We start from the raw sequence: 26,790 nt of genomic DNA, 5'->3' as shown, positions 1-26,790 counted from the left end.
TTTAAAATAAATCTATTGTATCATCAGGAGTTAAGTCTTCATATTTAAAAAGTTGACTTCTTCCTCTATTTTTTGCTTCATAAAGTGCAATATCTGCATTTTTTATTGTTTTATCAATATTATCATTTTCATCTAAAGTTTCATAAACATCATATCCTATGCATACAGTTTTTTGTAAGGTATGTCCTAAATCATTTACAACAACTTTAATTTTTGAAAAATCTTTTATAATATTATCTGCCATTTTATATATTTCAGATTCATTTGTTGTACTTAGTACAGAAATTAAGAATTCATCTCCACTAAGTCTTGCAACCATATCAAATTCAGAAATATTTGAGTGAATTACTCTTGCTAATTCAACTAATACTTGGTCTGCAAGTTCATGGTCAAATTCATCAATTACAGCTTTGAAATGATCTACTCCCACCATTAGGAAATAAATTCTTTTATATTCTTTTTTAGATAGTGAAATTTGTTTATTTAGATTTTCTATTAAGTAATGTCTATTATAAACCTTCGTTACTGAATCTAAAGATAGAGACTCAATAAAGTTTTTCTTTATAATACCATTTTGAATAATTGGTGAAATTTGAAAAAAGGCAGACTCTATAGTATTATACTGTTTTGAAAGAATTTGATGATGTGTTTTAGATGATGCACTAAAAGATACAATTGCATTTAAATTAGTATGGGTATTAATAATAAAGAAAAAAGATAAAGAGTCATCTAAAAAAAACTCTTCCCCTTCTATAAATATGTTTTCCCTACTGTTTCTTTCAATATCAAAAAGAGCAAAAGTAACATTATCTACTTCAAAATTTGTATGTAGCCATAAATAAATATCTTCAGCCATTTGTTTCAAATTTGAAGAGTATTGAAGTTGATCATAAAGTTTATAAATATTCTCTAATGCTTTAAAATCTTCTTCATTTGTTCTTGCTGACTTTACTAATTTTAAAATATTGTTCTTCATATTATCCCTTAAAATAGCTCTATTATATTTGATTCTTCTTTTTTAAATTTAAACAATTGGCTTCTTCCTTTATTTCTTGCTTCATATAAAGCAATATCAGAAGATCTAAAAATATCTTCAACTTTTTTAGCGTCATCTGGAAACATAGAAATACCAGTACAAATGGTTTTCATTAATGTTTGATTTGTAACTTCGTTAACAATAACTTTTTTCTTCTTAAAGTTTTCTATAACTTTCTGTGCAACCATAATTGCGTTTTCTTCATTCATTACATTATGTAAAATAACTAAAAACTCATCTGAGTCTATTCTTGCAACAAGGTCAGATTCTCTTACAGAGTTTTCTAAACTAATTGCAAGTTCTTTTAATACTTTATCTCCAATAGTATAATCAAATTCATCAATAACAGCTTTAAAATGGTCAATACCAACTTTTAAAAAAGCTATTTTTTTCTTTTCTCTTGAAGATAAAGGTAATATTGTTTTTAAATATTCATCTATATATTGCCTGTTATAAAGACCTGTTAATGAGTCTCTTAAACTTAGTTCTTTTATTTTAAATTCTAAATATTTGTTATAAATAGTTTGTGAAACTAAATTAAAAGTTGTTTTTAAAATATTAAAAACATTTGCAATATTTTCTAGTTCATACTCATTTTTGTAGAATAAAGCAACTTCTAAATTATCATTATAGTTTAGTTTTATTAAAAACTGTTTACTTTTTAATGTTTCTTCATTTTCTTTAAAATTAGAGTAAATCATTTTATCATTTATATAAGATTGAAATCTATTTATTCCAAAATCTTTACTTATATAAGTAGATAAATACTGGAAAATATCATCTAATTTTTTTAAATTCTTTAAATGATCATTTAAAGCAATAATTGTTTGAAAATTATATGAGTTAAAGTTATTGTTCATAAGCTTTTCCTATCTTTTATAAATAGTTTTTCCAGTTAATTAAAGAAGCTCTTTCACTATTTAAAGTAGTTGAAGAACCATGACCTGGATAAATTCTTATATCTCTTTCCCATTTTAAAATCTTATCAATACTACTTTTCATTTGCTCTGGACTAGAGAAAGGAAAATCAGTTCTCCCTATAGAGTTATTAAAAATAAAATCTCCTGAAAAAAGATGATTATCTATTTCTATAGCAGAACATCCTGGTGTATGCCCAGGAAAATAATGAAATTTTACTTTCACTCCCTCAAAATCAAACTCTTCATCATGTTCAACTAAAACGTCTGCTGAAGAGGGGGTCATACCAAAACCATAAGGGTCTTTTTTCAGCATAAAGGCATCATCTTTTGGAGTATAAATTTTTAAATTTAACTTATCACTAACTTCTTTATTTGACCAAACATGATCAAAATGACCATGAGTATTTAAAATTGCAATAGGATTATTTACATTTTGTAAAACCCATTTTGTTGCATTTACTCCTGGATCAATAATAAAATCTTTCCCATTTACCGTAAGTATATAACAGTTTGTTTGGTAATCACCCATTGGTTGGATTTTTAATGACATGCTTTTTTAATCCTTACTTAGATAAAATTTATTTATAGTATATAAAAAAATAACTGTAAGGAAGATTATGGAATATTATAAAAGGCTTGAAGGTATCGTACTTGAAGCCAATATTGATGAAAAAATTAAAGCTTTTAAAATCTTCTATAAAGACTATATATCGGGAGCTTTACAATTTAATTACAATCATAAAGTATATGAAATAAATAAACCTTCGTATTTTAATATTTTAAAGATAGTTTTACCTAAGAATGTAAAGAAAACAAAATATGTAAATACAAAAGAGGGAAAAATAATATTACTTCATACAATTGCACATATAGAATATTCTGCAATTGACTTAGCTTTAGATGCTGCACTTAGGTTTAAAGGTTTACCAAAAAAATATTATGATGATTGGTTAGAAGTAGCAAATGATGAAGTAAGACATTTTGAAATGCTAAGAGATTTACTTGAAGAAATTGGGTCTTATTATGGAGAACTAGAAGTTCATACAAACTTATTTGAAGCTATGAAAAATACACCTGACTTATTGTCACGTATGGCAATTGTTCCAAGGTTTTTAGAAGCAAATGGTTTGGAACAAAATCCAAAAATTATGGAAAAGTTAAATTCTAACCCTGATGAGTTTAATAAAAAAATATTAAAAACTTTAGAAATAATTTTAGAAGAAGAAGTTGATCATGTTACAAAAGGTGATAGGTGGTTTAAGTTTGAATGTAACAGACAAAATTTAAGCCCTGAAAAAACATATTTTGAAATATTAGAACGAATTTATCCTGGAAGTACATTAAAGAAACAACAATTAAATTTTGAAGCAAGGAAAAAAGCAGGATTTTCTTGCGATGAGTTGAAATTCCTTTCTAAAAAAGAAGATTGTAAATAAAAACTATAGACTAAAAATTGTCTATAGTTTTTCTAAAGGATAATTTTCAATTACAAAATCTATATCTTTATCCCCTCTACCACTTAAATTGACTAAGATGGTTTTATCTTTAGGCAATGTTTTTGCTAATTTCATTGCAAAGGCTACAGCATGGGCTGATTCAAGTGCGGGGATTATTCCTTCTAATTGAGACAACTTATAAAAAGCAGTTATTGCTTCTTCATCAGTACAAAGTCCTACTTTAGTTCTACCTATTTCTTTTAAATAAGCATGTTCTGGTCCAACTGAAGGATAATCAATTCCTGAACCAATTGAGTGTACAGGTGCAGGTTCTCCCTTTGCGTCTTTTAACATGATAGAATTAAATCCATGCATAATCCCTTCTTCTCCATAACTTAATGTTGCAGAGTGTTCTCCTATATTCTCACCTTTACCCATAGGTTCCACACCATAAAGTTCAATATCTTCTTCATCTATAAAATGTGCAAAAATTCCCATAGCATTTGAACCACCACCAATACAAGCAATTACATTATCAGGTAATTTCTTTTCATGCTCTAAAAACTGTTCTTTTGCTTCAAGACTCATAATACTTTGAAAATCTCTTACCATCATTGGAAAAGGATGTGGACCAACTACAGAACCAATACAATAAATTGCAGTATCAACTTGATTAATATATGATTCAAAAGCTGAATCAACTGCTTCTTTTAAAGTTTTTAGACCATGTGTTGCTGGAATTACCTTTGCTCCAAGAATTTTCATTCTAGTTACATTTGGATGTTCTTTTTTTATATCTACTTCACCCATATGTATTTCACACTCTAAACCAAAATATGCTGCAGCAGTTGCAAGGGCAACACCATGTTGTCCTGCTCCTGTTTCAGCAATAACTTTTTTAAAACCCATATGTTTTGCAAGAATTACTTCTGCCATACAGTGATTTAGTTTATGAGCACCAGTATGATTTAAATCTTCTCTTTTAAGATAAATTTTTGCTCCAGCACAATGTTGTGTTAAATTTTTTGCGAAACTAATGGGAGTAGGTCTTCCTTGATAGTGTTTTCTTACATACTTTAAGTCTTCAATAAATTGTGGGTCTTTTTTTATTTTTTCATATGCATTTTTAATATCTTCAAATGGTTTTTCTAAAACAGGAGGAATAAAAGAACCTCCAAATTTTCCAAAATAACCATTTTTATCAGGTGTATTCTCTAAATAACTAGACATTATTTTCCTTCGTATGTGTAATTAACTAATTTTTTATTTTGATTATTATATTTATATTTTTTTAAATAGCCCTTTATATATGGCTATTTAAGGAGTTTTATTTCATTGGAAGTGAAATTATAACTTTTGTACAATTATCAAAATCTTTATACTTGCAGTTTTCTATTTGAATTTTACCCATCATACTTTCAGTAATAATTTTGTGTGTCATATATAAGCCTAAACCTGTTCCTTGTGACTTATGTTTTGTAGTAAAATATGGTTCAAATACTTTTTCTATAATCTCTTTTTTTATTCCACCACCATTGTCAATTATTTCTAAACAAGCATTATCATCTTTTTTATAAGTTTTTATAAAAATATATTTATCTTTATTTTTTTGTTCTTTTAATGCATCTTTTGAATTTGCAAAAATATTTAATAATACTTGATTTAATTCATTTGGATAACTGTAAACTTCTAATTCTTCTATATCTTTTTGTACTTCAATATTATGGTTTATAAAAGAAGTATTTAAAATAGATAATACTTTTTCTATACTCTCATTTATAGAAAATAAAACTTTTTTCTTATCATCTTTAATATAATTTTGGAAATCATTGATTGTTTGAGATAAAAATTGCGTAGTTTGGGTTATTGTATCAAGGCTAGATATAAGCATTTCATCTGATAATGTTTCAAACTCTTTTTGTATCTTTAGTCCCGAAGCTGCTGTTGAAATAGTAGATAAAGGTTGCCTCCATTGATGTGCAATATTTCCAATCATTTCACCTAAACTTGCCATTTTAGATTGTTGTAAAAGCAACTCTTCTTTATTTTTTATATCAGTTAAATCAATGATTGAAATAATGTATGATTTTTTATTATCATATATAATATCTTTTACTTTTATTAGCACTGGTATTGTTATTTTACTATCATATGTTAATTCTAGTTCAAAGGATTCATTATCTTTTGTTTTTAGTAATAAGTCTTCTATTTTGTAGTTTTGAAATAATGCTTGAAAATCATTTCCTAATAAATCATCCTTAGAATTTATTTTTAAAATATTCGTTAGTTCATCATTTATATATTTGATTTTATTCTCATTTATTATTACAATTCCTGCAATATTTACATCAAGTAATAATCTAAAGTTTTTTATAGAGTTTTCTAGATTTGTTTTAGTTTTATTTAACTCTTCTTGGTATTGTAAAAGTTGTCTATTTTTATAAATTACAAATATCAATATAATAGTAAATCCTAAAACAATCTTCCAAATTAATGAGTAATTGAAGTTTTCTTCATATTCTAAGTTTATCCATTTGTTTTTAATAATTTTTTTGTCTTCTTCTGTGATATTTAAAAGTACTTTATTAATGATAGATTTTAAAATAGTATAATCATCTCTAATCATCATTTTCATATTAAAAACAATTTTAGTACTTCCCGATATCTTAATATTAGTAAAGGCAAACTCTTTTATTTGATCAGATAATGCTGGCATACTATCAACTACTGCATAAACTTTATTTTCTGATAATAATTCAAGGGCTTCTTTTAAGTTTTTTGTTTCTACAAAAATTATTTTTGGATATTTCTCTTTTAATAGTTTTTCTGCAGTGTAGTTTTTCCCTACCGCAACTTTTTTCCCTTCTAGATATGAAGCATTAGGTATATAGTTTTCATCTTTTAAAGTTGCGATACCAATTGGCGTTTTAAATATTGTATCAGTAAAAATTGAGTATTCTTCTCTTTCTTTAGTGTTTGATGTTAATAAAAGAATATCTCTTTTTTTCTTTTTAATTAAATCTAATGATTTTGTAAATTTATCTTCAAAAATATAGTTTGTTTTTAAATTAACTTTATTACTTATAAGGTTCCAATAATCATAGGCTAAGCCTAGAGGTTGATTATCTTTTACGTAGCTAAAAGGTCTCCAATTTGAAGTGAATGAGATATTTATTACGTTATTTTGTATAAATTCTTTTTCTTCATCTGAAAGAATTAAGCCTTTAGAACTATTATGCCATTTATTTTTTAGGATTAGTTTTTCTGCATCTGTTGTACTTTTTAATGCCTTATTATAAAGAGTTTGAAGAATCTTTAAATCTTTTCTAACTCCTATAAAAAGATCTTTTTTAAAACCATTTACTTCTATTATACCTACAGTTTTTAAATCAGATTCATATTTTTTCTGATTTATATAATATCTAGCAAGTAATTCATTTTGGATTGTTGCATCAATAAAGTTATGTTTTATTGCATCTAAAATATCATCAATTGAATCAAACTCTATAACTTTGATTAAAGGATAATTCTTTTTTATTAGTTCAGTTAAATTCCATTTTTTTATCATACCAATTTTTTTATTTGCTAAGTCATCAAGGTTTATTATTTCATTTTTTGAAATTTTTGTAACTATAGTTAATTCTTGAGTTAAAATTTTTGTTGTAAAGTTTAAATATTCCTCTCTTTTTTTATTCTTAGCAAGAACAGGAAGGATATCAATTTCTTTGTTTTTTGCTCTATTTTGTAAATTTGACCATTTGTCAGTAATAAATACAGGTTTAAGACCTAACTTATTTGATAGAAGTTTTATATAATCAATGATATAACCTTTTGCAATGCCATTTTCATTATAATCATATGGAACCCAATCAAATTCATTTGCTATTGTTACTCTTTTTTTATTTAAAATAAACTCTTTTTCTTCTTCTGTTAAAGTAAGAGTAGAATTTATATTCATTTCTTTACTTGTGGAAAATACCCATTTATAATATATATTTTGTTTCTCTTCTTTTGAAATACTATTAAGTACTTTGTTTATGATATTGTTTAAAGTAGTGTTTTCTTTAGTTGTAGCCATATATAAACTGTTTTTATTATAGTCAAAATTAAAGTTACCAATAATATTTTTTATATTATGTTTTTTTGTTAGATAGTTTACTACAGCAGGATTTGAGATAAGAGCGTCAGCTTTATTTTCTAAAACAGCAGTTAATGCTTCTAAAACATTTTTTACCTCATAAATTTTTATTTCAGGATAATTGTTTTTTATATATATGCCATATGCATAATCTTTGGGTATAGCTATAGTTTTATTCTTTAAATCTTCTAAGCTATTAAAAGTCATTGAGTTTGAGAACAAGTAGTCTCTTATTTCTAAATATCTATTTGTAAAAAGTAAAAAATTTTTTCTTTCTTCTGTTTTTGCTATTACTGGAAGTAAATCAAGCTCTTTGTCTTTAGCTTTTTGTAGTAAGTTAGTCCAAGTATCTGTTACATACTCAATATCTAAGTTTGTTTTTTTGCTAATGATTTTCAAGTAATCATTAACTAAGCCTTTGTGAATATTGTCATTAACGAAATCAAAAGGAGGCCAATCCTTTTCAATGCCTACTTTGATAGTTGGGTTGTTTTTAAGATACTCTTTTTCTTTTTGGGTGAAAGTTTCACTACAAAATAAATATGTAGTAGAAAAAAGAAAAAAAAGAAAAAAACTAATTATTTCCTTCATTTTACAACCTTATTTGGTAATTATACCAAATAAGATTTTAAGAAAACCACTTTTTAACTTTATCAAACATTCCTTCTAGGTTTGATTCATGTGGTTTGCTTTCTACTCCAAAGCTTTCTTGAAGTTTTTCTAGTAATTCTTTTTGTTCTGTATTTAAAGAAGTAGGATAATTTATTTTTATCTGTACAATTAAATCACCTTTTCCATAACCTTGAACAGAATTAACGCCTTCTCCTCTAAATTTAAATTGTTCTTTATCTTTTGTTCCTGCAGGAATATTTAATTCAAGTTCTCCTCTAAGTCCAGGAATTTTAATAGTTGCTCCTAATGCAACTTGTGTAAAGAAAATAGGAACCTCAATATAAATATCATCTTCATGTCTTACATAATGAGAATCTTCTTTTACTTTGATTTGTAAATATAAATCTCCTCTAGTTCCATCAGGTGCAATATTTCCTTTATTTGAAACTCTAATTCTATTCCCATCATTAACACCTTCTGGTATATTTACTTCAAAAGTGTCTTTCTTTTCCTGATATCCAGTTCCAGAACAAGTATTACATTTATTTGTTGCTGCTTGTCCTGTTCCTTGACAGTGTGGACAAGTTTGAGCAAAAGTCATAAAACCTTGTTTCATATGTATTTGTCCATGACCATTACAATGAGGACAAGTACTTAGTTTTCCATCTTTTGCTCCTGTTCCTTTACAATCATCACAGGCAACTTTATAAGAGTACTTTATATCTTTTTTACATCCAAAAATTGCTTCGTTAAATTCAATTTCTATTTCTACAGCAATATCTAGATTGTAGTTGTATGTTTTTCTTTGTCTTCTTGAACTACCACCAAATCCGCCAAAGCCAGAACCACCAAACATTTCTTCAAAAATTGAACTTAAGTCATCAAAGCCTCCTGAAAATCCACCACCTTGACCATGTCCTTCAAGTCCTGCTTTCCCATATCTATCATAAATAGATCTTTTTTCATCATCACTAAGAACTTGGTAAGCCTCATTTACAGCTTTGAATTTTTCTTCTGCTTCTGTATCATCAGGATTTTTATCTGGATGATATTTCATGGCCATTTTTCTATAAGCTTTTTTTATTGTACTTTTTTCAGCATCTTTACTAATTTCTAATAATTCATAATAATCTATTTCAGTCAATTAGAATTCTCCTTTTGTAGAGTTGTTTATATGTAATCGACGCGAGTATATCTAATTTTTTATAAAAATTTGATATACTATTTAATGAAATATAATACAAAAAAGAGAATATAAAATAGTTTATGAAAAAAGGTTTAGAAAAATTTTATGATTTAGTTGAAGCGTTTGAGTCTTTACCAACTATAGGTAAAAAATCAGCATTACGTTTGGCTTATCATATTGTAATGAATGATAATTATACAGGAATAAAAATAGCCCATAGTATAGAAAATGCATTAAAAAATATAAAGAGATGTGTTAAATGTGGTTCAATGAGCGAGCATGAAATCTGTGAAATTTGTTTAGATGATAGAAGAGTAAGAAATAAAGCCTGTTTAGTACAAAGTGCAAAAGATATTTTTCTTATAGAAGAATCAAAGCAGTTTGATGGTTTATATTTTGTTATTGAAGAATTAGATATTGAAAGTATGGAAAGACTTAGCTCTTTTATAGAAGAAAACTCTATAAATGAAATTATATTTGCAATAACTCCTTCTTTATCAAATGATGCATTTATGCTTTTTATAGAAGATAAATTAAAAAATTTTAAAATATCATTTTCAAAAATAGCTCAAGGAGTTCCTACTGGAGTTAGTTTAGAAAATGTTGATATGTTGTCTTTAGCAAAAGCAATACAGAGCAAAGTTGATATTTAGGGTAAATATGGAAGAAAGAATTATTTGTCAAAAATGTAAATTTTATTTTGTTACTTGGCAACCTGCAAAACCACATGGTTGTAAAGCATATGGATTCAAATCAAAAATGTTACCTTCAATAGTTGTAAAAAATAGTAGTGGTTTCCCTTGTTCTTTTTTTCAGTTTAAAAAGCCTCACAATAAGTAAAGATTTTTTTGAGTATAATATTTGATTATATAAAAACAAGAGTACATATTTAGGAGAAAAATTTGTTATATAAAGATTTAAAAGATAGTATTAAATCTCTTGGTTTTCTTACAATTGAAGATTTTGTGCACTATATTGGTGTTACTCCTTCTGATATTTTAGAATGGGAAGAAAAAGATGAAGTTCCTTATACTATTTCACTAATAATTCATTTATTAAAAGGAGATAAAGGGCTACCCAACAATATTACATTGGATAATTTAGTTGAAGAGTGTTTACCTTTAGCAGAATTACTAGAAGAAGCTTCTTCTTTCCCTCATAAATTAGAAGAAATGTTTTTATTACAAAAAGAGTTAAATGACTCAACTAATGGTAAGAATTGGGAATTAGGAAGAAATAAATTTGGTAAAGAGATAAATTGGCTTAGATGTATACATATGGAGGTTGCTGAACTAATTGATTCTACTCCTTGGAAACATTGGAAAAATATTAATGCTCAACCTGATATGAATAATATTCATGTAGAATTAGTAGATATTTGGCATTTTCTTATGTCTTATATTTTACAAGAAACAAATGTTCCAAAAGCCGTATCTTTAGTTAATACTCATTGTATTTATGAAGCTTTAGAAGATATAGATTCTAAAGCAATGGTTAAAGAGGCAGAAAAACTATCATATATTTCCTTAGCAATAGAGACTGGTAATATGCCAACATTTAGTGGAATAGAGAGATTTATTGACCAGTTTTTCAGATGTTGTAAAATTTCAGGATTATCATTTACTTGGCTACAAAAACTTTATATCGGGAAAAATTGTTTAAATAAATTTAGACAAGATCATGGATATAAAGAAGGAACATATATAAAATCTTGGAATAAAAAAGAAGATAATGAAGTTATGGTTTCTATCCTTGAAACTATGGAAAATGTTGGGTTTCAAGATTTATATAACAAGTTAGAAGAAAACTATCCTTCAAAATAAAAGTAAAGATTTATTCTTTACTTTGAAATAGTTATTTCAAAACAAGCACCATCTTTTTTATTTGATACTTTTATTTTACCATCAAAATGTTTTTCTATAATTGTTTTACTCATATATAAACCTAAACCTGTTCCATTTTGTTTATTTTTTGTTGAAAAATAAGGATCAAAGATTTTATCAAGTATTTCTTTTTTTATTCCTCCTGCATTATCAGAAATTATAATTTTTTGTACTTTTTTTAATTCTTTATACTCTAAAGTAATTTTATTTAAAGGAGTAACTTCTTTTTCCAAAAATGCATCTTTTGAGTTATTTAATATATTTATTATTACTTGTAAGAGTTCATTTTTATATAAAAAAACATTTTCTAGTTTTTTGGTATCTTTATTTATTATAGAAATACCATGCCTTTCAAATACTTCTTCAAACATTTCTAGAGCAATATCAACAATATAATATATATTACTTAGCTCTTTTTCTCTATCTTTTTTAAAGAAGTTTCTGAAATCATCAATAGTTGTTGACATATATTTTAAATATCTTTCTATATCATCTAATTTTTTCTCAAAAATATTCTCTTCATATCTTTTCATATTAATACGAAGTTTTAGATTTGAAATAGCTGTACCTATTGATGAAAGTGGTTGTTTCCATTGATGAGCAATCATAGAAATCATTTCTCCCATTGCAGCCATTCTTGATTGTTCAATTAATAAACTTTCTTTTTCTTTTAAATCTGATAAGTTATGGATAAAAACAACTTTGTAGTTTTTATTATCTTCTTTGAAATCCTTTATTTTAATAACTGCAGGAATGATTTTCCCCTCTTTTGTCAATAAAGATATTTCTTCAAAAATAGTATTATTATATTCCAAAAGTTTTTGTTGTATGTTAGGTATTAAAATACCTGTTGCTAGGTTACCTATTAGTTCTTCTTTTGAATCATATTTTAATATTTCAAGCATTGCTTTATTTAAATTTAAAATAAAACCATCTTCAATTATTAATATACCTTCTATTGTATGATCAAAAAAGTTTCTAAAAATATTATCTTTCACACTTTTCCTAATAAAAATAAAATATCTTTTTAGTATAATTTAATAATACTTTTTAGGAGCTAAAATGGTTGATTATATTTTATTAGAGGAGTATGCAAAAGACAAAGATGTTCTTTTTGTTGAAGATGATGGAGATATATTAGAAGAGACTAGTGAACTTTTGGAGTTAATATTTGCAAAGGTAGATGTGGCTTCAAATGGAGAAGAAGGACTAGATAAGTATAAAAAACATTATAACTTAACTAATAAACATTATGATTTAGTTATTAGTGATATAAAAATGCCTAAGATGGATGGTATTGAATTAACAAAAGAAATTTATAAAATAAATAAAGATCAACTTTTAGTTATTCTTTCTGCCCATAGTGAATCTAATTATTTACTTGAGCTTGTTAATATTGGTATTTCACATTTTATTTCAAAACCTTTAAATTATGATTCTTTTGTACATGTTTTATATACAAAATTAAAAGAGTTACATGAAAATAGAAATGAAAATGATACTATTAATGATACTATTTTAACTATAAATGATACTCTTTCTTGGAATAAAGAAAATAAACAATTATATAAAAATGAAGAAAATATAAAGTTAACAAAAAAAGAAATTCTTCTTATAGAATTACTTTTAAAATATTCAGAGAAAACGCATACAATAGAGGAAATCCTCACTGTACTGTGGGCTGAAGAGGATGAAGATACTTCAAATATAGCAAATCTAAAAAATATAATTTCAAGATTAAGAAGAAAAATTCCAGAATTAGATCTTGAAAATGTATATGGTTTTGGCTATAGAATAAACTTAAAATGATACTATTACGATACTCTTTTCCATTATAATTATTTTAGTGGAGGTGTATCATGTTAAATACATCAAAAAGCTATAAAAATTTTACAGTTTTATATGTTGAAGATGAACATATAATAAGAGATAATGTTGAACGTTGTTTAAAATTTCTTTTTAATGTAGTTATTGCTAAAAACGGGCAAGAAGGTTTAGAAAAATTTAACAACGAAAATATTGATTTAGTTATTACTGACATTAATATGCCTTTAAAAGATGGTTTTTCAATGTTAAGAGATATAAAATTATTAAATCCTACTTTACCTTGCATTGTAACTTCTTCTGTTGATATGGATTTAGTTGAAATGGCGAATAGTATTGGTATTTGTAAATATGTTTCAAAACCTTTTGATATGGAAGATCTTTTAAAAAATAGTGTTGAATTGTTAGAAAATTCTTAAAGGATTAGTAATGATGAAAATATTTATTTTTTCAATTTTTATTCTTTTTTCATTTTCTGCTTGTGTTCCATCAGAAGATGTAACAAAAGAAGAGTGTAAAAAACAAGGACTTAGTTTAAAAAAAGAAAAAGTGTTAAACTATAGAACAGGGAAATATGAAATAAGAGCCTTATGTAAATAAAGACTCTAATTTTAACAGTAATCATTTTTATAATCTACATATCGACCTGCATGTTTAATTAATTTATTCACATCTTCATCTGTTAATTGTTTGACTACTTTTGCTGGACTTCCCATAATTAAACTTTTTGGTGGAAATTTTTTTCCAGAAGTTACTAAAGAATTAGCTCCAACAATACTTCCTTGACCAATAACTGCATGATCTAAGATAGTAGCACTCATTCCTATTAAACAGTTATCTTCAATTGTACATCCATGGAGCATAACTTTATGTCCAATAGTTACATTATCTCCTAGGATTGTTTGAGAATCTGTATCCATATGAATCATTGATAAATCTTGTACATTTGTATTTTTACCAATTTTAATATTATTTATATCACCTCTTAAAACACAACCAAACCAAACTGAAGAGTTTTCTCCTATCTCAACCTTTCCAATAACATCTGCACTTGGGGCAATCCATGAAGTAGGGTGAATTTTAGGATAATTATTTTTAAATTTTATAAGCATATTTTGAAACCTTTGTTATAATTTATTTAAATTATATGAAAATATCAAGAGAGATAAAGAAGATTAAGTAATTAATCTTCTTTAATTAGGTATTGATTTATTTTTTATTTTGTCCAGCAATAATAAATCTTAAGGCATTAAGTCTAATAAATCCTTCTGCATCTTTTTGGTTATATACTTCGTCTTCTTCAAAAGTAGAGTGTGCTTCAGAGAATAAAGATTTTTTAGATTCTCTTCCAACAACAATAACATTACCTTTGTAAAGTTTTAACTTAACAGTTCCTTCTACATTTTCTTGCGTTTTGTCAATTGCTGCTTGCATCATTTCTCTTTCAGGAGAGAACCAGTAACCTTGGTAGATTAACTTAGCATATTTAGGCATTAACTCATCTTTTAAGTGAGCAGCTTCTCTATCTAAAGTTATTGATTCAATTGCTCTGTGAGCTTTTAGCATGATTGTTCCACCTGGAGTTTCATAGCAACCTCTAGCTTTCATACCAACATATCTATTTTCAACAATATCAATTCTTCCAATACCATGTTTATTTCCATAGTTATTTAAAGTTTCTAAAATAGTTGCAGGTGACATTTCCTCACCATTAATTGCAATTGGATCACCATTTTTATATGAAATTGTAATATATTCTGGCTCATCAGGAGCTTCTTCAGGTGAGTTTGTCCATAACCACATAGCTTCTTCTGGTTCTGCATTAGGATCTTCTAAAGATAAACCTTCATAAGAAATATGTAAAAGGTTTGCATCCATAGAGTATGGAGAAATTGCAGGATTTCCATCTGCATCAATATGTTTTTTATCTATTTCAATTCCATGCTCTTTTGCATATGCTAATAATTTTTCTCTTGAGTTTAAATCCCACTCTCTCCAAGGAGCAATTACAGTAATATCTGGATTTAATCCTAAATAACCAAGTTCAAATCTTACTTGGTCATTTCCTTTACCTGTTGCACCATGAGATACTGCATCTGCACCCATTTTTTTAGCAATTTCAATTTGCTTTTTAGCAATAAGAGGTCTAGCAATAGAAGTACCTAATAAATACTCACCTTCATAAATTGCATTTGCTCTAAACATTGGGAATACATAATCTTTAACAAACTCTTCTTTAATATCTAAAATAAAAATATTCTCTGGTTTAATTCCACAAGCAAGTGCTTTTTCTCTTGCTGGTTCAACTTCTTCACCTTGACCTAAATCAGCTGTAAAAGTTATAACTTCTGCATTGTATTCGTCTTGAAGCCATTTTAATATAGTAGAAGTATCTAAGCCACCACTGTAAGCTAATACTACTTTTTTAACATCTTTTTTGTTCATAATATATCCTATAAAACGGTTATTTTAAAGAATGCATTTTATCAAAAGAAAGCTATAAAATAGTTTATATAACTTTCTTCTTTTTTATTATGTTATTTTTTGTTTAAGCAGTATTTTTCCCAATAAATTCTTTTTTATTTGCTTCAGAGACAATGAATTTAGCTATTTCGTCTGTTTGTTGAGCTACAGTTTTAGTTTCATTGGCAATTGAAGCATTTTGTTGTGTTTGTTGGTCAAGACTATTGACTGCATCATTAATCTGAACAATTCCAGCTTCCTGTTCTTTTGAAGCAGATTCCACATTTGAAATAAGTTCAATTGTTTTAGTAATATTTTCATTTAGATAGTTATATCCTAATATCATTTTATCTGAAATCACTTTTCCATTATTTGCTTTGTCTGTAGCTTTTTCAACTAAGTTTTTAATCTCTTTTGCTGCTTCAGCAGACCTAGATGCTAAGTTTCTAACTTCTTGTGCAACAACTGCAAATCCTCTTCCTGCTTCACCAGCAGTAGCTGCTTCAACAGCTGCATTTAGTGAAAGAATATTTGTTTGAAATGCTATTTGGTCAATTACTGTAATTGCTTCATTTATAGCATTAACTTCATCATCAATTTCATTCATCGCAGTTGTTGTTTGTTGTGCTAAATCTTTTCCTTCATTTGCGGAAGTTGTAACTTGATTTGCAAATTCAGTCATTTTTATAACATTTTGCGTGTTTAATGAAATGTTTGAGGTAATTTCTTCTAAAGCAGCAGCTGTTTCTTCTAATGATGCAGCAGCTTCATTTGAATTAGTATTTAAGCTATCAACATTTGCTAAAAGGACATTAGAACTTTTTTCTAGTGTAAGTCCATTTTTTTTGTTATCTAATAACATTTTATTAATAACATCTGCTAAGTTATTTAACCCAATTGCTGTTTCGCCTAAATTATTATTATCAGCTATTTTATATGTAAAGTCAAGGTTTTGATAAGAGATTAAAGCCTTTGTAATATCATTTAAATCATTATTGACTTTAGAAGATACAATTTTAAACAGTTCATTAATCCCATTTTTAAGTTCTTCAATAGCTGTATTTTTTGTATTTTCTTCTATTGTTTGATTCATATTACCTTCTTTTGCTATATCTATAGCATCTTTTACTGACGTAATTACCCTTTTTGAGTCTGTAATATCTTGAGCAAATTTAACTACTCTTATTACAACACCTTTACTATTCTTTACAGGAGTATAAGAAGCTTGAATCCAGATTGAACTACCATCTTTTTTGAATCTTTCAAATTCATTAATATTTGATTTACCACTAGCTAAATCTTTCCAAAATTGTGAGTATTCATCAGAATTTGCATAATTTTTATCACAAAACATTCTGTGGTGTTTCCCTTCAATTTCATCTAAAGAGTACCCTAGAGCATTTAAAAAATTATTATTTGCATGAATAATTGTACCATCAGGTTTAAAAGATATAATTGCATAGTTTTCTTCCATTGCAAGTAATCTCCCTGATTCTTCCTGTGTTTTTCCTAAATTAAACATAATAAGTACCTCCCTTTAAGTACTTGAAATATGTGATATTCAAATTTTATTTACTTATATTTCAATTGTTAAAAAAATTATAATAGAAGATAGTGTTCTAAAAGTATCATTTTCTTTTACTTTTATGTTTTTTTTAAATTTATTTTCATTTATAAAAAAGTGTTTTTAAATAGTTTTAGATATAATTTATACTATGAGAATAGATAAATATTTAAATGCAGTTAATATAACAAAAAGAAGAGCAGTTGCTGAAGATATGCTTGAGCACAAAGTTGTCTTTATAAATGGACAGGTTGTTAAGAAAGCAAAAGAGGTAAAAGTTGGAGATATAATTGAAATAAAATATTTAGAAAAAACTGATAAATTTCAAGTTTTACAAATACCAACTACTAAGTCCACTCCAAAATCAAAAATGGAAGAGTACATAAAAAAATGTTAAAAAAAGAGGAAATTAAACATGTTTAATATGGCAAAATTAAAGTTTGATGATATTTTTGAAAATAAGTTATCTGAAAAAGAAGTCAGAGATTATTTAATTGAACTTTATGAAAGAGGTGAAACAGCAGCAGAAATTGCAGGTGCTGCAAGTGCAATGAGAGAACATTTAATACCTTTACCTCTTCATTATGATTTAAAAGAAAAAGCAATTGATGTAGTTGGAACAGGAGGAGATAAAAGTTATAGTTTTAATATATCAAGTACAGTTTCTCTTCTGTTAGCTGCTTGTGATTCATATGTTGCTAAACATGGGAATAGAAGCATAACAAGTAAAAGTGGAAGTGCTGACATGCTAGAGTCACTTGGGATAAAATTAGATTTAACTTTAGAAAACACTTCAAAAATGCTTGAAGAAACAGGTTTTTGTTTTATGTTTGCTCAAAATCATCATCCTGCAATGAAGTATATTATGCCTATTAGAAAATCAATAGAACACAGAACTATTTTTAATATTTTGGGACCTTTATCAAATCCAGCAACGGTTTCTAAGCAACTAATTGGAGTTTTTGACAAAAGTTATATTAATAAAATAGCTACAGCTTTAGATTTGTTAGAAACTAAACGAGCAATTGTTGTTTCTTCAAAAGATGGAATGGATGAAATTTCAATTTCTGATATTACTTATGCAACTAAATTAGATAATGGGAAAATAGAAGATTTTGAAATTGATCCTCAAGCCTATGGATTTAAACTTGCATCAAAAGATGAAATAATAGGAGCAGACAGTAAGCATAATGCTCAAATAACAAAAGATATTTTAGAAAATAATTTAGATGGTGCTAAACTTGATATTGTTCTTTTAAATGCAGCAACAGCTTTAGAAGTTGATGGAAAGGCACGAGATATAAAAGAAGGAATTGAAATAGCACGTGAAGCTATTTTAAGTGGAAAAGCAAAAGATAAATTAAAACAAATTATTGAAGTTTCTTCTAAACTAAAGTAGTAAAATGTTAATTTTAGCATTAAATGAAATTGAAAAGATTATTTATGAAGTTTTTTCTCTTACAAAAACAAAAAATAATAATTGCATAGTTATTTTAAAAGGTGATTTAGCAAGTGGAAAAACTACTTTTGTAAAACATTTTGTAAAATATTTAAATTTAGAGGATATTGTGACTTCTCCTACTTTTTCCATACAATCGATTTATTCTGAAAAAGTATTTCATTATGATATTTATAATAAAAGTTTAGAAGAATTTATTTCTTTAGGCTTATTAGAAGAGTTTGAAAAAGAAGGTATTCATTTTGTAGAGTGGGGTGATGAAAAGCTTGAAAAACTTTTAAAGTCTTATGGTTTTGATGTTTTTGTATTAGAAATAAAAAAAGATAAAGATAAAAGGCAATATATAATAAATGAGTAAATTAAGAGCAGAAGATATTAAAAAAAATATAAAAAAGACACAAATATTACATGGTATCTCTTTAGAAGTTAGTTCTGGTGAAATTGTTGGATTATTAGGACCTAATGGAGCTGGAAAAACAACAACATTTTATACAGTATGTGGACTTGTTGCTCCAACAAGTGGAAAAGTTTTTTTTGATGACGAAGATATTACAAAACTTCCTTTACATAAAAGAGCTTTAAAAGGTATTGGTTATTTACCTCAAGAATCATCAATCTTTAAAGATTTAAGTGTTGAAGATAATCTTATGTTAGCTGCTCAAATTGTGACTAAAGATAAGGAAGAGCAACGAAAAAGGGTAGAAGATTTACTTGAAGTATTTAATATTGAACCAATTAGACAAAGAAAAGGTGTTTCTTTATCAGGTGGAGAAAGAAGAAGGACGGAAATAGCAAGAGCTCTTGTCTCAAAACCAAAATTTTTACTTTTAGACGAGCCTTTTGCAGGGGTAGATCCGATTGCTGTAAAGGATATCCAAGAAATTATTGATACTTTAACTAAATTTGGAATAGGTATTTTAATTACAGACCATAATGTAAGGGAAACTTTACAAATCTGCCATAGAGCTTATGTTATGAAAAATGGAACTTTATTAGCATCAGGAAATAGCGAAGATATTAAAAGTGATGGAAGTGTGAGAGAACACTATTTAGGAGAAAGTTTTAGTTTTTAATAAAATGGTATAACAATATTTTTACCTTGAGCTTTTGCTTCATACAGTGCAATATCAGCATTTTTTAGAAGATTTTGTTCATTTTCTTCTTTTTGTAATTGACTTACACCAAAGCTTGAAGTGATTCTTTCTGGAATTACTTCATCTTCATATTCTGCAATTGCTCTTCTTATTTTTTCAGCAACATTCTTTGCTCCGGTAATATCTGTTTGAGGTAATAATACGACAAACTCTTCTCCACCCCATCTTGCAACAGTGTCATGTTCTCTAATACTTTTTAATACTATTTTAGAAATAGTTTTTAAAACCTCATCTCCCATATTGTGTCCATAAGTATCATTGAATTTTTTAAAATTATCAATATCAAAAATAATCAAAGATAAACAATTTTCATATCTTCTTTCTCTTTTTATTTCTTTTGCAAAAACTTCATTAAATTTTTGTCTATTAAAAAGACCTGTTAACTGGTCATGGTTTGCTTGATATTCTAATAAATTTGATTTTTCTTTTAATTCTGTAATATCTGTAAATGAAATTACATAATGCTCACCTTTTTGTTCATAGTCATCAATATTTACAGTAAAAATTCTATCTTCACCATCTTTATTTTCTATTTTTACAGTTCTATCTATTTCACTTAATTCTGAAATTGTTTCAATCCAATTTTTAGACTCATCTTCAATACATGATTTACTAAATAAACCATTTTCACACTTAAAAGATGAAACAACAGAGTCATATTTATTAAAAAATTCTTCTAAGTTATTAACTTGAAAATATTCAAAGAATTTTTTATTTGCATCAATAGTTTGTTTTAAGTCTGTTAAAATTACCATATTATCTTGTGCATCTAATATTGATTTTGTTTGTTTAATTGCTTCTTCCACTCTATTTTCTAAAGTTAGATTAATCATTTCTAATTCTTTTCTTAGAAAAATTGGTTCAACAGCTTTAATCATACTCTCTATTAAATGATATAAATCAATAGGTTTCATGGCATAAGCACTTACTTTTACATCAATGGCTTTTTTTAAAAAATCTGGATCACTATGAGCACTGGTAATTACAATAGGAACTTCAGCATCTATTTTTCTTATTTCTGAACACATTTCTAATCCACCCATTTTAGGCATATTTATGTCCGTTAATATTAAATTAATATCTTTATTTTCCTTAAATTTATCAAGGCCTTCTTTACCATTTTCTGCCGTAATAATTTTATTTACAATGGTGCTTATTGTTTTACTTGTGAATTCTCTCACATCTTTTTCATCTTCCACATATAAAACATTAATATTTTTTAAGATTTCTTTATTCATATTTAAAGTACCTTGCTTTTAAACTAAATTGTATAACAATTATAACAAATATTACTTATTAAACATTTTAAGGGCATTTTCTAAATCTTCTTTTGTATCTATTCCAAAGGATTTTGATTCTACTTCTACCATTGTAATAGTATATCCATTATCAATAGCTCTTAACTGTTCTAATTTTTCAACATTTTCTAATTTTGATGTTTTTAATTTACAAAAAGCATTTAGAGTTTTTTTTGTAAATCCATAAATTCCAAGGTGTCCATAATATTGAGCACTTTCATAGTGATCTCTGTGATATGGTACTTTTGCTCTAGAAAAATAAATTGCATTTTCATGGTTATCTAAAACTACTTTTACATGATTTGGATCATCAGCTAATTCTGAAGAAATTTTTTTATAACAACTTGTAATCATTATATCTTCATTGTTTTCTTTTATCTTCTCAACTCTTTGTATTACAGCTTTTATCACATTTTCTTCTATAAATGGCTCATCTGCTTGTACATTAATTATTATCTCATTTTCATCTAAATTTAGTTTATTTACTGCTTCATTTATTCTATCAGTTCCACTTTGATGCTCTGTAGAGGTTAATACTGAATCAAAACCATATTCTTTTGATAAATTTGCAACTTCTTCAGAATCAGTTGCAATAACAACTTTATCAAGTTTACTTACTTGTTTTGCTGTTTTTATTACCATTGGTAATCCTAAGATATCTACTAATATTTTATTTTCAAATCTACTTGAATTCAGTCTTGCTGGTATAATAATCATTTAATAAAATCCTCTTCTTCTATTGGTATTGATATTTTTATTGTTGTAGTATTATTAGAACTTATAGCAGTAATAATACCATTTAAATGTAGGTTAACAATCATCTTAGTAATATATAGTCCTAATCCTACACCATTCTTTTCTTCTTTTGTTGAAAAATATGGCTCAAAAACTTTATTGATAATACTATCTTCAATTCCACCCGCATTATCTATAAAATTTATATATAACCTTCCATTCTCAAAATGTGACATTATATCTATTTTAGAATTTAAAATAGAGTTCTTTTCTATATTTTCTACGGAGTTTTTTAAAATATTATTAAACAATAACTCAAAATCTTGCTTATATGAAAAAAAAGTTAATTGATTATCTTGAGAAATATTTAACTCAATATTTTTATTTGACTTTTTAAATTTATTTAAAAGTTCTGAAAATAATTCTTTCAAAACTAATTTATCTTTATCTTTTTTAGGTCTTAAAAAATTTTGAAAGTTTTCTATAGTATTTGACAGGTTTGTAGCTTCATTTTTTATTTTATTTAAACTATCAATAATATCTTCATTGGAAGGAGTTTCTCCCATTGCATATGTTAATTCTAATTTTTGTGCTTGTATTGAAATAAAATTTAAAGGTTGTCTCCACTCGTGAGATAATCTTCTTAATGTTTCACTCATTATGGATAATTTTGATTGTTCTTGTAAAAGTCTATTTTTTTGTAGAATTTCTTCTTTTGAAACTTCAACTTGTTTATTTAAAATATCTTTTTCATCGTTTAATGTAACTTCATTTGTAATATCAAAAAACAAGTAAGTATAAGCAGTAATATCTCCATATTTATTAAAAATTGCTTTTGCTTTGAAATTTAGCCAAATAGCTTTGTTTCTTTTATTTTTTACTTTTATTTTTCCATCTGATTCTTGATATGTTTGTAAAGATTTATTTATATTTTCAATTACAATAGGATTTATATCTTTATGAATAATTTTAGAAAAATGTTTAGCAATAATATCTTCTTTTGTAAAGTCAAATAAATCTAAAAAAGCTTTACTAACTTTTAAAATATGTCCATGTAAATCTGTATGCATCGAAACAACATAATCATCAATTATTTGTTCATCTGAAATAGAAGAAGTAATATCTTTAGTATTTATTACAAAAAGGTTTTTATTAATCATTGAAGAAATAGTTATTTTTAAATATACTTTTTGTTGATCTTTTCTAATACAAGCTATATCTATTTCTGCTTTATACTTTTTATCTTTTTCTATAGGTTTTAAAAGCTCTAAAAAAGAGTCAATATATTTATTTTCCATAAAACTTATTAATTGGTGTTTTATTAATTCATTTTTTTGAAAACCTAAAATAGGCATGAAAGCATTATTTACATAAATCAATTTTGAATTGGAGTCAATTATTCCAATCCCATCCCATGAGTTATTAATAATTTCTAGAAGTTCTTCATTGTTTTTTTTGATTTTTTCTATATCTTCATTTATCAATATTATAAACCTTATTTTCAGTTCTTTTTATTATAATATAAAATCTTTAAACAAGAGTACTTTATTTAAAAAATATAATTTTGAGAGAAATATTTTATGAAAAAAACAATTACAGTAATTGATACATTTGGATTTTTATTTAGAAGTTACTATGCACTTCCACCTTTAAAATCAAAAAACGGTTTTCCAACAGGACTATTAACAGGATTTATGAACTTTATTTCAAATATAGGAAAAGACTTTCAAACAGATTATTTAGTTTTTGCCCTTGACTCAAAGGGTGATACTTTTAGAAAAGAGATATATACTGAGTATAAATCTCATAGACCAGATGTTCCCGAAGACTTATTAAAACAGTTACCTATAGCAATTGAATGGATTGAAAAGATGGGCTTTCAAATAGCTATGGAAGATGGTTATGAAGCAGATGATGTAATAGCCTCAATTGCAAAAGATGCAAAAGAAAAGAATCTTGAAGTTAGAGTTGTAAGTCATGACAAGGATTTATATCAATTAATTGGTGATGATGTTTATCTTTTTGACCCTATTAAAAAAACAGTTGTTAATGAAGAAAAGTGTTTTGATAAATATGGCGTAACACCAGCACAATTTACTGATTATCAGTCTTTACTAGGAGATAGTGCTGATAATGTCCCTGGTGTAAAAGGAGTTGGAGCTAAAACAGCAGAAGCCCTGATAAAAGAGTATGGAACTTTAGACAATATTTATGAAAATCTTGAAAATATAGAAAAAACAAGATGGAAAAACCTTTTAACTGAAGGTAAAGAATTAGCATATATTTCAAAAAAATTAGTAACTCTTTACACCGAGTGTCATAGTATTGATGATATTGATAAATATATTTTACCTACTGAAAACCCTATTTTAAAAATAGCAGATACTTTAATGGAATATGATTTAAATAGAATTATATCAAAAGTTGAAAAAGATGGATTAAGTTATAAAACAACTATACCAAAAGGGTATGAAGAAAAACCTGTAGAAGTAAAACAAGAACTAAAAAAAGAATATATTTTATTAAATGATGAGAAAAAACTTTTAGAAGTAGTTTCTTCTATTCCTGATATTGCTATTGTTGCTTTTGATACAGAAACAACTGATTTAGATGTAAAAAATGCTTCTTTAGTTGGGTTTTCATTTTGTTTTGAAGAGGGTAAAGCTTATTATATACCTATGGGTCATAACTATTTAGGTGTTCCCTCTCAAGTCTCAAAAAAAGTAGCAAAAGAAGCCATTGAAATTTTGAATAAGAAAAAATTAGTATTACAAAATTTCAAATATGATTATTCAATAATAAAAAATGAATTAAACTTTGAATTAAAGTTATATGCAGATACAATGATTCTTGCCTGGCTTTTAGATACTAGTTCTAAAGTAGGTCTTGATGCTTTAGCTTTAAAATATTTTGAACATGAAATGATAAGTTTTAAGAGTATTGTCAAAAAAGGTGAAAACTTTTCTAATGTAGAAATAAATGAAGCTTGTAAATATGCAGCAGAAGATGCACTTTTTACTAGAGCTATATACTTTAAACTACTTGATGAGCTTAAAGAAAACAAAAGTGAACATTTAATTCAAATAGCTCATGATATAGAGTTTGATTTTATTTATGTTCTTGCAAATATGGAAGAAAATGGAATTAAAATTGATATAAAAAAATTAGAAGAGTTAAAAAGTAAAAGTATTTTAAATATACAAGAGTTAAAAACAAAAATTTATGAAACTGCAGGTGTTGAGTTTAATATAAATTCTCCTAAACAATTAGGAGAGGTTCTTTTTGAAACTTTAAAATTGCCACCTTCTAAAAAAACAAAAAGTGGTTATAGTACAAATGAAGTTGTTTTACAAAAATTATATAATGAACATGAAGTAATACCTTTATTATTGAAGTATAGAGAAGCTTTTAAATTACAATCAACATATATAGAACCTTTATTAGAATTAGCATTAAAAGATGAAAAAAATAGAATATATACATCATTCCTGCAAACAGGAACAGCAACAGGAAGATTAAGTTCAAAAAGTCCAAATTTACAAAATATTCCAGTTAGAAGTGAAGCCGGAGCTTTAATTAGAAGTATCTTTATACCAAAAGAAGGATACAAATTAGTTGGAATTGATTATTCTCAAATAGAGCTAAGACTTCTTGCTCACTTTAGCAAAGATAAAGCTTTAGTTGAAGCTTTTAAAAATGATTTAGATATTCATCACCAAACCGCTGTTAAAATATTTGGTGAAGAAGAAGCTAAAGAAAAAAGATCTATTGCAAAATCAATTAACTTTGGATTACTTTATGGAATGGGAAGTAGAAAACTTGCAGATACTTTAGGGATATCTACAAAAGAAGCAAAAACATATATTGAGTCATATTTTAAAGCTTTTGTTAGTGTAAAAGATTATTTTAAATCAGTAGAAGAGGGTGCTTTAGACAATGGATATGTTGAAACATTATTAAAAAGAAGAAGGCTTTTTGATTTTGACTCAGCAAATGCAATGATGAGAGCAGCATATTTAAGAGAGTCTGTAAATACTTTATTTCAAGGAAGTGCAGCAGATTTAATAAAATTATCAATGTTAGAAATTTATAAAAAATTTAAGGATAATAATAATATTAAAATGCTTTTACAAATTCATGATGAATTAATTTTTGAAATAAAAGAGTCAGAAGTAGAAAAAATAACTAATGAGTTAGTATATATTATGGAAAATATATATGAGTTAAATATTCCTCTAAGAGTGACTAGTTCAATAGGTTCAAGCTGGCAGGAATTAAAATAAAGGAAAAAATATAAAATAAATTTATTTTATAATAATTTTTCTTTGACAATTAGATATTATTTTGATAAAATACACAAAAACCTGTATATAAAGAGTTGAATTATGCTTAAAACTTTAAAAAATATTAGAAAATTATATAACGCAAAATTACTAGTTGTAAGTAGTGATGAAGAAGTAAAGAATACAATAGAAACAAAATTTGATGATTATTTCAAAGAATTAAAATTGGTGAATGATCTAAATCAAGCTACTCACTTAGTTCAAGAACATAGTTTTGATATGATTATTATTGATACAGATATAAATACAAAAGATTTTGATGCTACCTGTAATAGAATAACACAAGTTGCACCAACTCTCCCTAAAATAATTATTTCTTCAAATGCAACTAATGAAAATATTGTTGTTGCTATTAATAATAGTGCTTATACTTTTTTAACAAAACCTTTAAGAGCTGAAGATATCAGATTATCTATTATTATGTGTTTAAATCAGACTAAAAGAGGAGATAAAGTAGAGTTTCAAAATGGAATTTATTTTGATGAATATAGAGACCAATTTTTTAAAGCAGGTGGTGTTTTAATTGATTTTACTCGATTAGAAAAAGGTTTTATGAAACTTCTTATTTCTAAAAGAGGAGAATTGGTTGATTATGATACTATAAAGAATGTAGTATGGAAAGGTAAGAATATGTCTATTTATACAATGAGAAATATTGTTAATAAAATTAGACAAAAAACTTATTATGAAATAATAAGAAATCATTCTAATAAGGGTTATACCCTAGACGAAAATTAAA

25 protein-coding genes and 1 pseudogene are annotated in these 26,790 nt (G+C 26.1%); 13 read left to right on the top strand and 13 right to left on the bottom strand.

The window, feature by feature from the left end; genetic code table 11:
* Nucleotide 1: 1 nt before the first annotated feature.
* Genes CP965_RS02650 through CP965_RS02640 form a run of 3 tightly spaced genes read right to left on the bottom strand, consistent with a single transcriptional unit; the run spans nt 2 to nt 2,506 of the window.
* The gene (locus tag CP965_RS02650) at nt 2-976 is read right to left on the bottom strand and encodes a GGDEF domain-containing protein (protein ID WP_129060501.1); all 975 of its coding nucleotides are present in this window, start codon (nt 974-976) and stop codon (nt 2-4) included.
* Nucleotides 977-984: 8 nt separating this feature from the next.
* Nucleotides 985-1,896, bottom strand: coding sequence for a GGDEF domain-containing protein (locus tag CP965_RS02645; RefSeq protein WP_129060499.1), 912 nt, complete (start codon nt 1,894-1,896; stop codon nt 985-987).
* 16 nt (nt 1,897-1,912) lie between these two features.
* Nucleotides 1,913-2,506: an MBL fold metallo-hydrolase gene (locus CP965_RS02640; protein ID WP_129060498.1), complete on the bottom strand. Its 594-nt coding sequence runs from the start codon at nt 2,504-2,506 to the stop codon at nt 1,913-1,915.
* A gap of 67 nt (nt 2,507-2,573) precedes the next feature.
* Between CP965_RS02640 and CP965_RS02635 the strand changes: the two genes are divergently transcribed.
* Complete coding sequence (locus tag CP965_RS02635; RefSeq protein WP_129060496.1) at nt 2,574-3,392, top strand: ferritin-like domain-containing protein; 819 nt, start codon at nt 2,574-2,576, stop codon at nt 3,390-3,392.
* A 21-nt stretch (nt 3,393-3,413) separates the two neighbouring features.
* Here CP965_RS02635 and trpB read toward each other — a convergent pair whose 3' ends face one another.
* From trpB to dnaJ, 3 genes are all read right to left on the bottom strand, one after another.
* Entirely contained in the window at nt 3,414-4,625 is a 1,212-nt protein-coding gene (gene trpB / locus CP965_RS02630) for a tryptophan synthase subunit beta (RefSeq protein ID WP_129060494.1), read from the bottom strand.
* A gap of 94 nt (nt 4,626-4,719) precedes the next feature.
* Nucleotides 4,720-8,121 (bottom strand): transporter substrate-binding domain-containing protein, encoded by a 3,402-nt coding sequence (locus CP965_RS02625; RefSeq protein ID WP_129060493.1) that lies wholly within the window; start codon nt 8,119-8,121, stop codon nt 4,720-4,722.
* Between the two features lie 37 nt (nt 8,122-8,158).
* On the bottom strand, nt 8,159-9,286 hold the full coding sequence (gene dnaJ / locus CP965_RS02620; RefSeq protein ID WP_129060491.1) for a molecular chaperone DnaJ: 1,128 nt from the start codon (nt 9,284-9,286) through the stop codon (nt 8,159-8,161).
* Between the two features lie 122 nt (nt 9,287-9,408).
* Here dnaJ and recR point away from each other — a divergent pair, with 122 nt between their 5' ends.
* From recR to CP965_RS02605, 3 genes are all read left to right on the top strand, one after another.
* Nucleotides 9,409-9,981 (top strand): recombination mediator RecR, encoded by a 573-nt coding sequence (gene recR, locus CP965_RS02615; RefSeq protein WP_129060490.1) that lies wholly within the window; start codon nt 9,409-9,411, stop codon nt 9,979-9,981.
* Between the two features lie 7 nt (nt 9,982-9,988).
* Nucleotides 9,989-10,168, top strand: a complete 180-nt coding sequence (locus CP965_RS02610) for a uracil-DNA glycosylase (protein ID WP_129060488.1) — start codon at nt 9,989-9,991, stop codon at nt 10,166-10,168.
* A 62-nt stretch (nt 10,169-10,230) separates the two neighbouring features.
* Complete coding sequence (locus CP965_RS02605) at nt 10,231-11,151, top strand: dUTP diphosphatase (protein WP_129060486.1); 921 nt, start codon at nt 10,231-10,233, stop codon at nt 11,149-11,151.
* A 17-nt stretch (nt 11,152-11,168) separates the two neighbouring features.
* On the opposite strand, the gene CP965_RS02600 is transcribed toward CP965_RS02605, so the two are convergent.
* Nucleotides 11,169-12,209: a PAS domain-containing sensor histidine kinase gene (locus CP965_RS02600; protein WP_129060485.1), complete on the bottom strand. Its 1,041-nt coding sequence runs from the start codon at nt 12,207-12,209 to the stop codon at nt 11,169-11,171.
* A 64-nt stretch (nt 12,210-12,273) separates the two neighbouring features.
* On the opposite strand from CP965_RS02600, the gene CP965_RS02595 reads away from it, so the two are divergent.
* Genes CP965_RS02595 through CP965_RS14085 form a run of 3 tightly spaced genes read left to right on the top strand, consistent with a single transcriptional unit; the run spans nt 12,274 to nt 13,635 of the window.
* Nucleotides 12,274-13,020 (top strand): response regulator transcription factor, encoded by a 747-nt coding sequence (locus CP965_RS02595; RefSeq protein WP_129060484.1) that lies wholly within the window; start codon nt 12,274-12,276, stop codon nt 13,018-13,020.
* A 50-nt stretch (nt 13,021-13,070) separates the two neighbouring features.
* Entirely contained in the window at nt 13,071-13,454 is a 384-nt protein-coding gene (locus CP965_RS02590) for a response regulator (RefSeq protein ID WP_129060482.1), read from the top strand.
* 10 nt (nt 13,455-13,464) lie between these two features.
* Nucleotides 13,465-13,635 (top strand): hypothetical protein, encoded by a 171-nt coding sequence (locus CP965_RS14085; RefSeq protein WP_164970981.1) that lies wholly within the window; start codon nt 13,465-13,467, stop codon nt 13,633-13,635.
* An 11-nt stretch (nt 13,636-13,646) separates the two neighbouring features.
* Here the strand turns inward: CP965_RS14085 and CP965_RS02585 are convergent, their stop codons facing one another.
* The 3 genes and pseudogenes from CP965_RS02585 to CP965_RS02575 all read right to left on the bottom strand — a co-directional run.
* Nucleotides 13,647-14,147: a gamma carbonic anhydrase family protein gene (locus tag CP965_RS02585; RefSeq protein ID WP_129060480.1), complete on the bottom strand. Its 501-nt coding sequence runs from the start codon at nt 14,145-14,147 to the stop codon at nt 13,647-13,649.
* Between the two features lie 97 nt (nt 14,148-14,244).
* Nucleotides 14,245-15,480: an argininosuccinate synthase gene (locus CP965_RS02580; RefSeq protein WP_129060478.1), complete on the bottom strand. Its 1,236-nt coding sequence runs from the start codon at nt 15,478-15,480 to the stop codon at nt 14,245-14,247.
* A 112-nt stretch (nt 15,481-15,592) separates the two neighbouring features.
* Nucleotides 15,593-16,972 (bottom strand): annotated as a pseudogene (locus CP965_RS02575) (methyl-accepting chemotaxis protein); the annotation flags it as partial.
* Between the two features lie 241 nt (nt 16,973-17,213).
* Here CP965_RS02575 and CP965_RS02570 point away from each other — a divergent pair.
* From CP965_RS02570 to lptB, 4 genes are read left to right on the top strand one after another with little or no spacing between them, the layout of a single operon-like run.
* Nucleotides 17,214-17,459 (top strand): S4 domain-containing protein, encoded by a 246-nt coding sequence (locus CP965_RS02570; RefSeq protein WP_129060476.1) that lies wholly within the window; start codon nt 17,214-17,216, stop codon nt 17,457-17,459.
* Nucleotides 17,460-17,477: 18 nt separating this feature from the next.
* Nucleotides 17,478-18,461 carry an anthranilate phosphoribosyltransferase gene (gene trpD / locus CP965_RS02565; RefSeq protein ID WP_129060475.1) on the top strand — a complete coding sequence of 328 codons (984 nt, stop codon included), beginning with the start codon at nt 17,478-17,480 and terminating at the stop codon, nt 18,459-18,461.
* A 4-nt stretch (nt 18,462-18,465) separates the two neighbouring features.
* Nucleotides 18,466-18,879 (top strand): tRNA (adenosine(37)-N6)-threonylcarbamoyltransferase complex ATPase subunit type 1 TsaE, encoded by a 414-nt coding sequence (gene tsaE / locus CP965_RS02560; protein WP_129060474.1) that lies wholly within the window; start codon nt 18,466-18,468, stop codon nt 18,877-18,879.
* On the top strand, nt 18,872-19,594 hold the full coding sequence (gene lptB / locus CP965_RS02555; RefSeq protein WP_129060473.1) for an LPS export ABC transporter ATP-binding protein: 723 nt from the start codon (nt 18,872-18,874) through the stop codon (nt 19,592-19,594). The genes tsaE and lptB overlap by 8 nt, the downstream gene beginning before the upstream one ends.
* On the opposite strand, the gene CP965_RS02550 is transcribed toward lptB, so the two are convergent.
* The 3 genes from CP965_RS02550 to CP965_RS02540 are packed head-to-tail and all read right to left on the bottom strand — an operon-like array spanning nt 19,591 to nt 23,192.
* Nucleotides 19,591-20,913, bottom strand: a complete 1,323-nt coding sequence (locus tag CP965_RS02550) for a GGDEF domain-containing response regulator (protein WP_129060471.1) — start codon at nt 20,911-20,913, stop codon at nt 19,591-19,593. The genes lptB and CP965_RS02550 overlap by 4 nt on opposite strands.
* 51 nt (nt 20,914-20,964) lie before the next feature.
* On the bottom strand, nt 20,965-21,690 hold the full coding sequence (gene kdsB / locus CP965_RS02545; protein WP_129060470.1) for a 3-deoxy-manno-octulosonate cytidylyltransferase: 726 nt from the start codon (nt 21,688-21,690) through the stop codon (nt 20,965-20,967).
* A complete protein-coding gene (locus CP965_RS02540) occupies nt 21,687-23,192 on the bottom strand; it encodes a PAS domain-containing sensor histidine kinase (RefSeq protein WP_129060468.1) in 1,506 nt (501 codons plus the stop codon). Before CP965_RS02540 ends, kdsB begins: the two co-directional genes overlap by 4 nt.
* A gap of 96 nt (nt 23,193-23,288) precedes the next feature.
* On the opposite strand from CP965_RS02540, the gene polA reads away from it, so the two are divergent.
* Nucleotides 23,289-25,991 (top strand): DNA polymerase I, encoded by a 2,703-nt coding sequence (gene polA, locus CP965_RS02535; RefSeq protein ID WP_129060466.1) that lies wholly within the window; start codon nt 23,289-23,291, stop codon nt 25,989-25,991.
* 102 nt (nt 25,992-26,093) lie between these two features.
* Nucleotides 26,094-26,789, top strand: coding sequence for a response regulator (locus tag CP965_RS02530; RefSeq protein WP_129060465.1), 696 nt, complete (start codon nt 26,094-26,096; stop codon nt 26,787-26,789).
* Nucleotide 26,790 lies beyond the last annotated feature (1 nt).

Source organism: Halarcobacter mediterraneus (assembly GCF_004116625.1).
Classification (GTDB): Bacteria; Campylobacterota; Campylobacteria; order Campylobacterales; family Arcobacteraceae; genus Halarcobacter; species Halarcobacter mediterraneus.
This window is presented reverse-complemented; position numbering and strand designations above follow the sequence as displayed.

Excerpts from the sequence above, each read along its gene's own strand:
- tsaE (WP_129060474.1), top strand. The coding sequence starts at position 18,466 with ATGTTAATTTTAGCATTAAATGAAATTGAAAAGATTATTTATGAAGTT.
- CP965_RS02580 (WP_129060478.1), bottom strand. The coding sequence starts at position 15,480 with ATGAACAAAAAAGATGTTAAAAAAGTAGTATTAGCTTACAGTGGTGGC.
- CP965_RS02585 (WP_129060480.1), bottom strand. The coding sequence starts at position 14,147 with ATGCTTATAAAATTTAAAAATAATTATCCTAAAATTCACCCTACTTCA.
- CP965_RS02650 (WP_129060501.1), bottom strand. The coding sequence starts at position 976 with ATGAAGAACAATATTTTAAAATTAGTAAAGTCAGCAAGAACAAATGAA.
- CP965_RS02635 (WP_129060496.1), top strand. The coding sequence starts at position 2,574 with ATGGAATATTATAAAAGGCTTGAAGGTATCGTACTTGAAGCCAATATT.
- kdsB (WP_129060470.1), bottom strand. The coding sequence starts at position 21,690 with ATGATTATTATACCAGCAAGACTGAATTCAAGTAGATTTGAAAATAAA.
- CP965_RS02640 (WP_129060498.1), bottom strand. The coding sequence starts at position 2,506 with ATGTCATTAAAAATCCAACCAATGGGTGATTACCAAACAAACTGTTAT.
- CP965_RS14085 (WP_164970981.1), top strand. The coding sequence starts at position 13,465 with ATGATGAAAATATTTATTTTTTCAATTTTTATTCTTTTTTCATTTTCT.
- CP965_RS02595 (WP_129060484.1), top strand. The coding sequence starts at position 12,274 with ATGGTTGATTATATTTTATTAGAGGAGTATGCAAAAGACAAAGATGTT.
- polA (WP_129060466.1), top strand. The coding sequence starts at position 23,289 with ATGAAAAAAACAATTACAGTAATTGATACATTTGGATTTTTATTTAGA.
- recR (WP_129060490.1), top strand. The coding sequence starts at position 9,409 with ATGAAAAAAGGTTTAGAAAAATTTTATGATTTAGTTGAAGCGTTTGAG.
- CP965_RS02570 (WP_129060476.1), top strand. The coding sequence starts at position 17,214 with ATGAGAATAGATAAATATTTAAATGCAGTTAATATAACAAAAAGAAGA.
- CP965_RS02625 (WP_129060493.1), bottom strand. The coding sequence starts at position 8,121 with ATGAAGGAAATAATTAGTTTTTTTCTTTTTTTTCTTTTTTCTACTACA.
- CP965_RS02590 (WP_129060482.1), top strand. The coding sequence starts at position 13,071 with ATGTTAAATACATCAAAAAGCTATAAAAATTTTACAGTTTTATATGTT.
- CP965_RS02530 (WP_129060465.1), top strand. The coding sequence starts at position 26,094 with ATGCTTAAAACTTTAAAAAATATTAGAAAATTATATAACGCAAAATTA.
- lptB (WP_129060473.1), top strand. The coding sequence starts at position 18,872 with ATGAGTAAATTAAGAGCAGAAGATATTAAAAAAAATATAAAAAAGACA.
- CP965_RS02610 (WP_129060488.1), top strand. The coding sequence starts at position 9,989 with ATGGAAGAAAGAATTATTTGTCAAAAATGTAAATTTTATTTTGTTACT.
- CP965_RS02550 (WP_129060471.1), bottom strand. The coding sequence starts at position 20,913 with ATGAATAAAGAAATCTTAAAAAATATTAATGTTTTATATGTGGAAGAT.
- trpD (WP_129060475.1), top strand. The coding sequence starts at position 17,478 with ATGTTTAATATGGCAAAATTAAAGTTTGATGATATTTTTGAAAATAAG.
- CP965_RS02645 (WP_129060499.1), bottom strand. The coding sequence starts at position 1,896 with ATGAACAATAACTTTAACTCATATAATTTTCAAACAATTATTGCTTTA.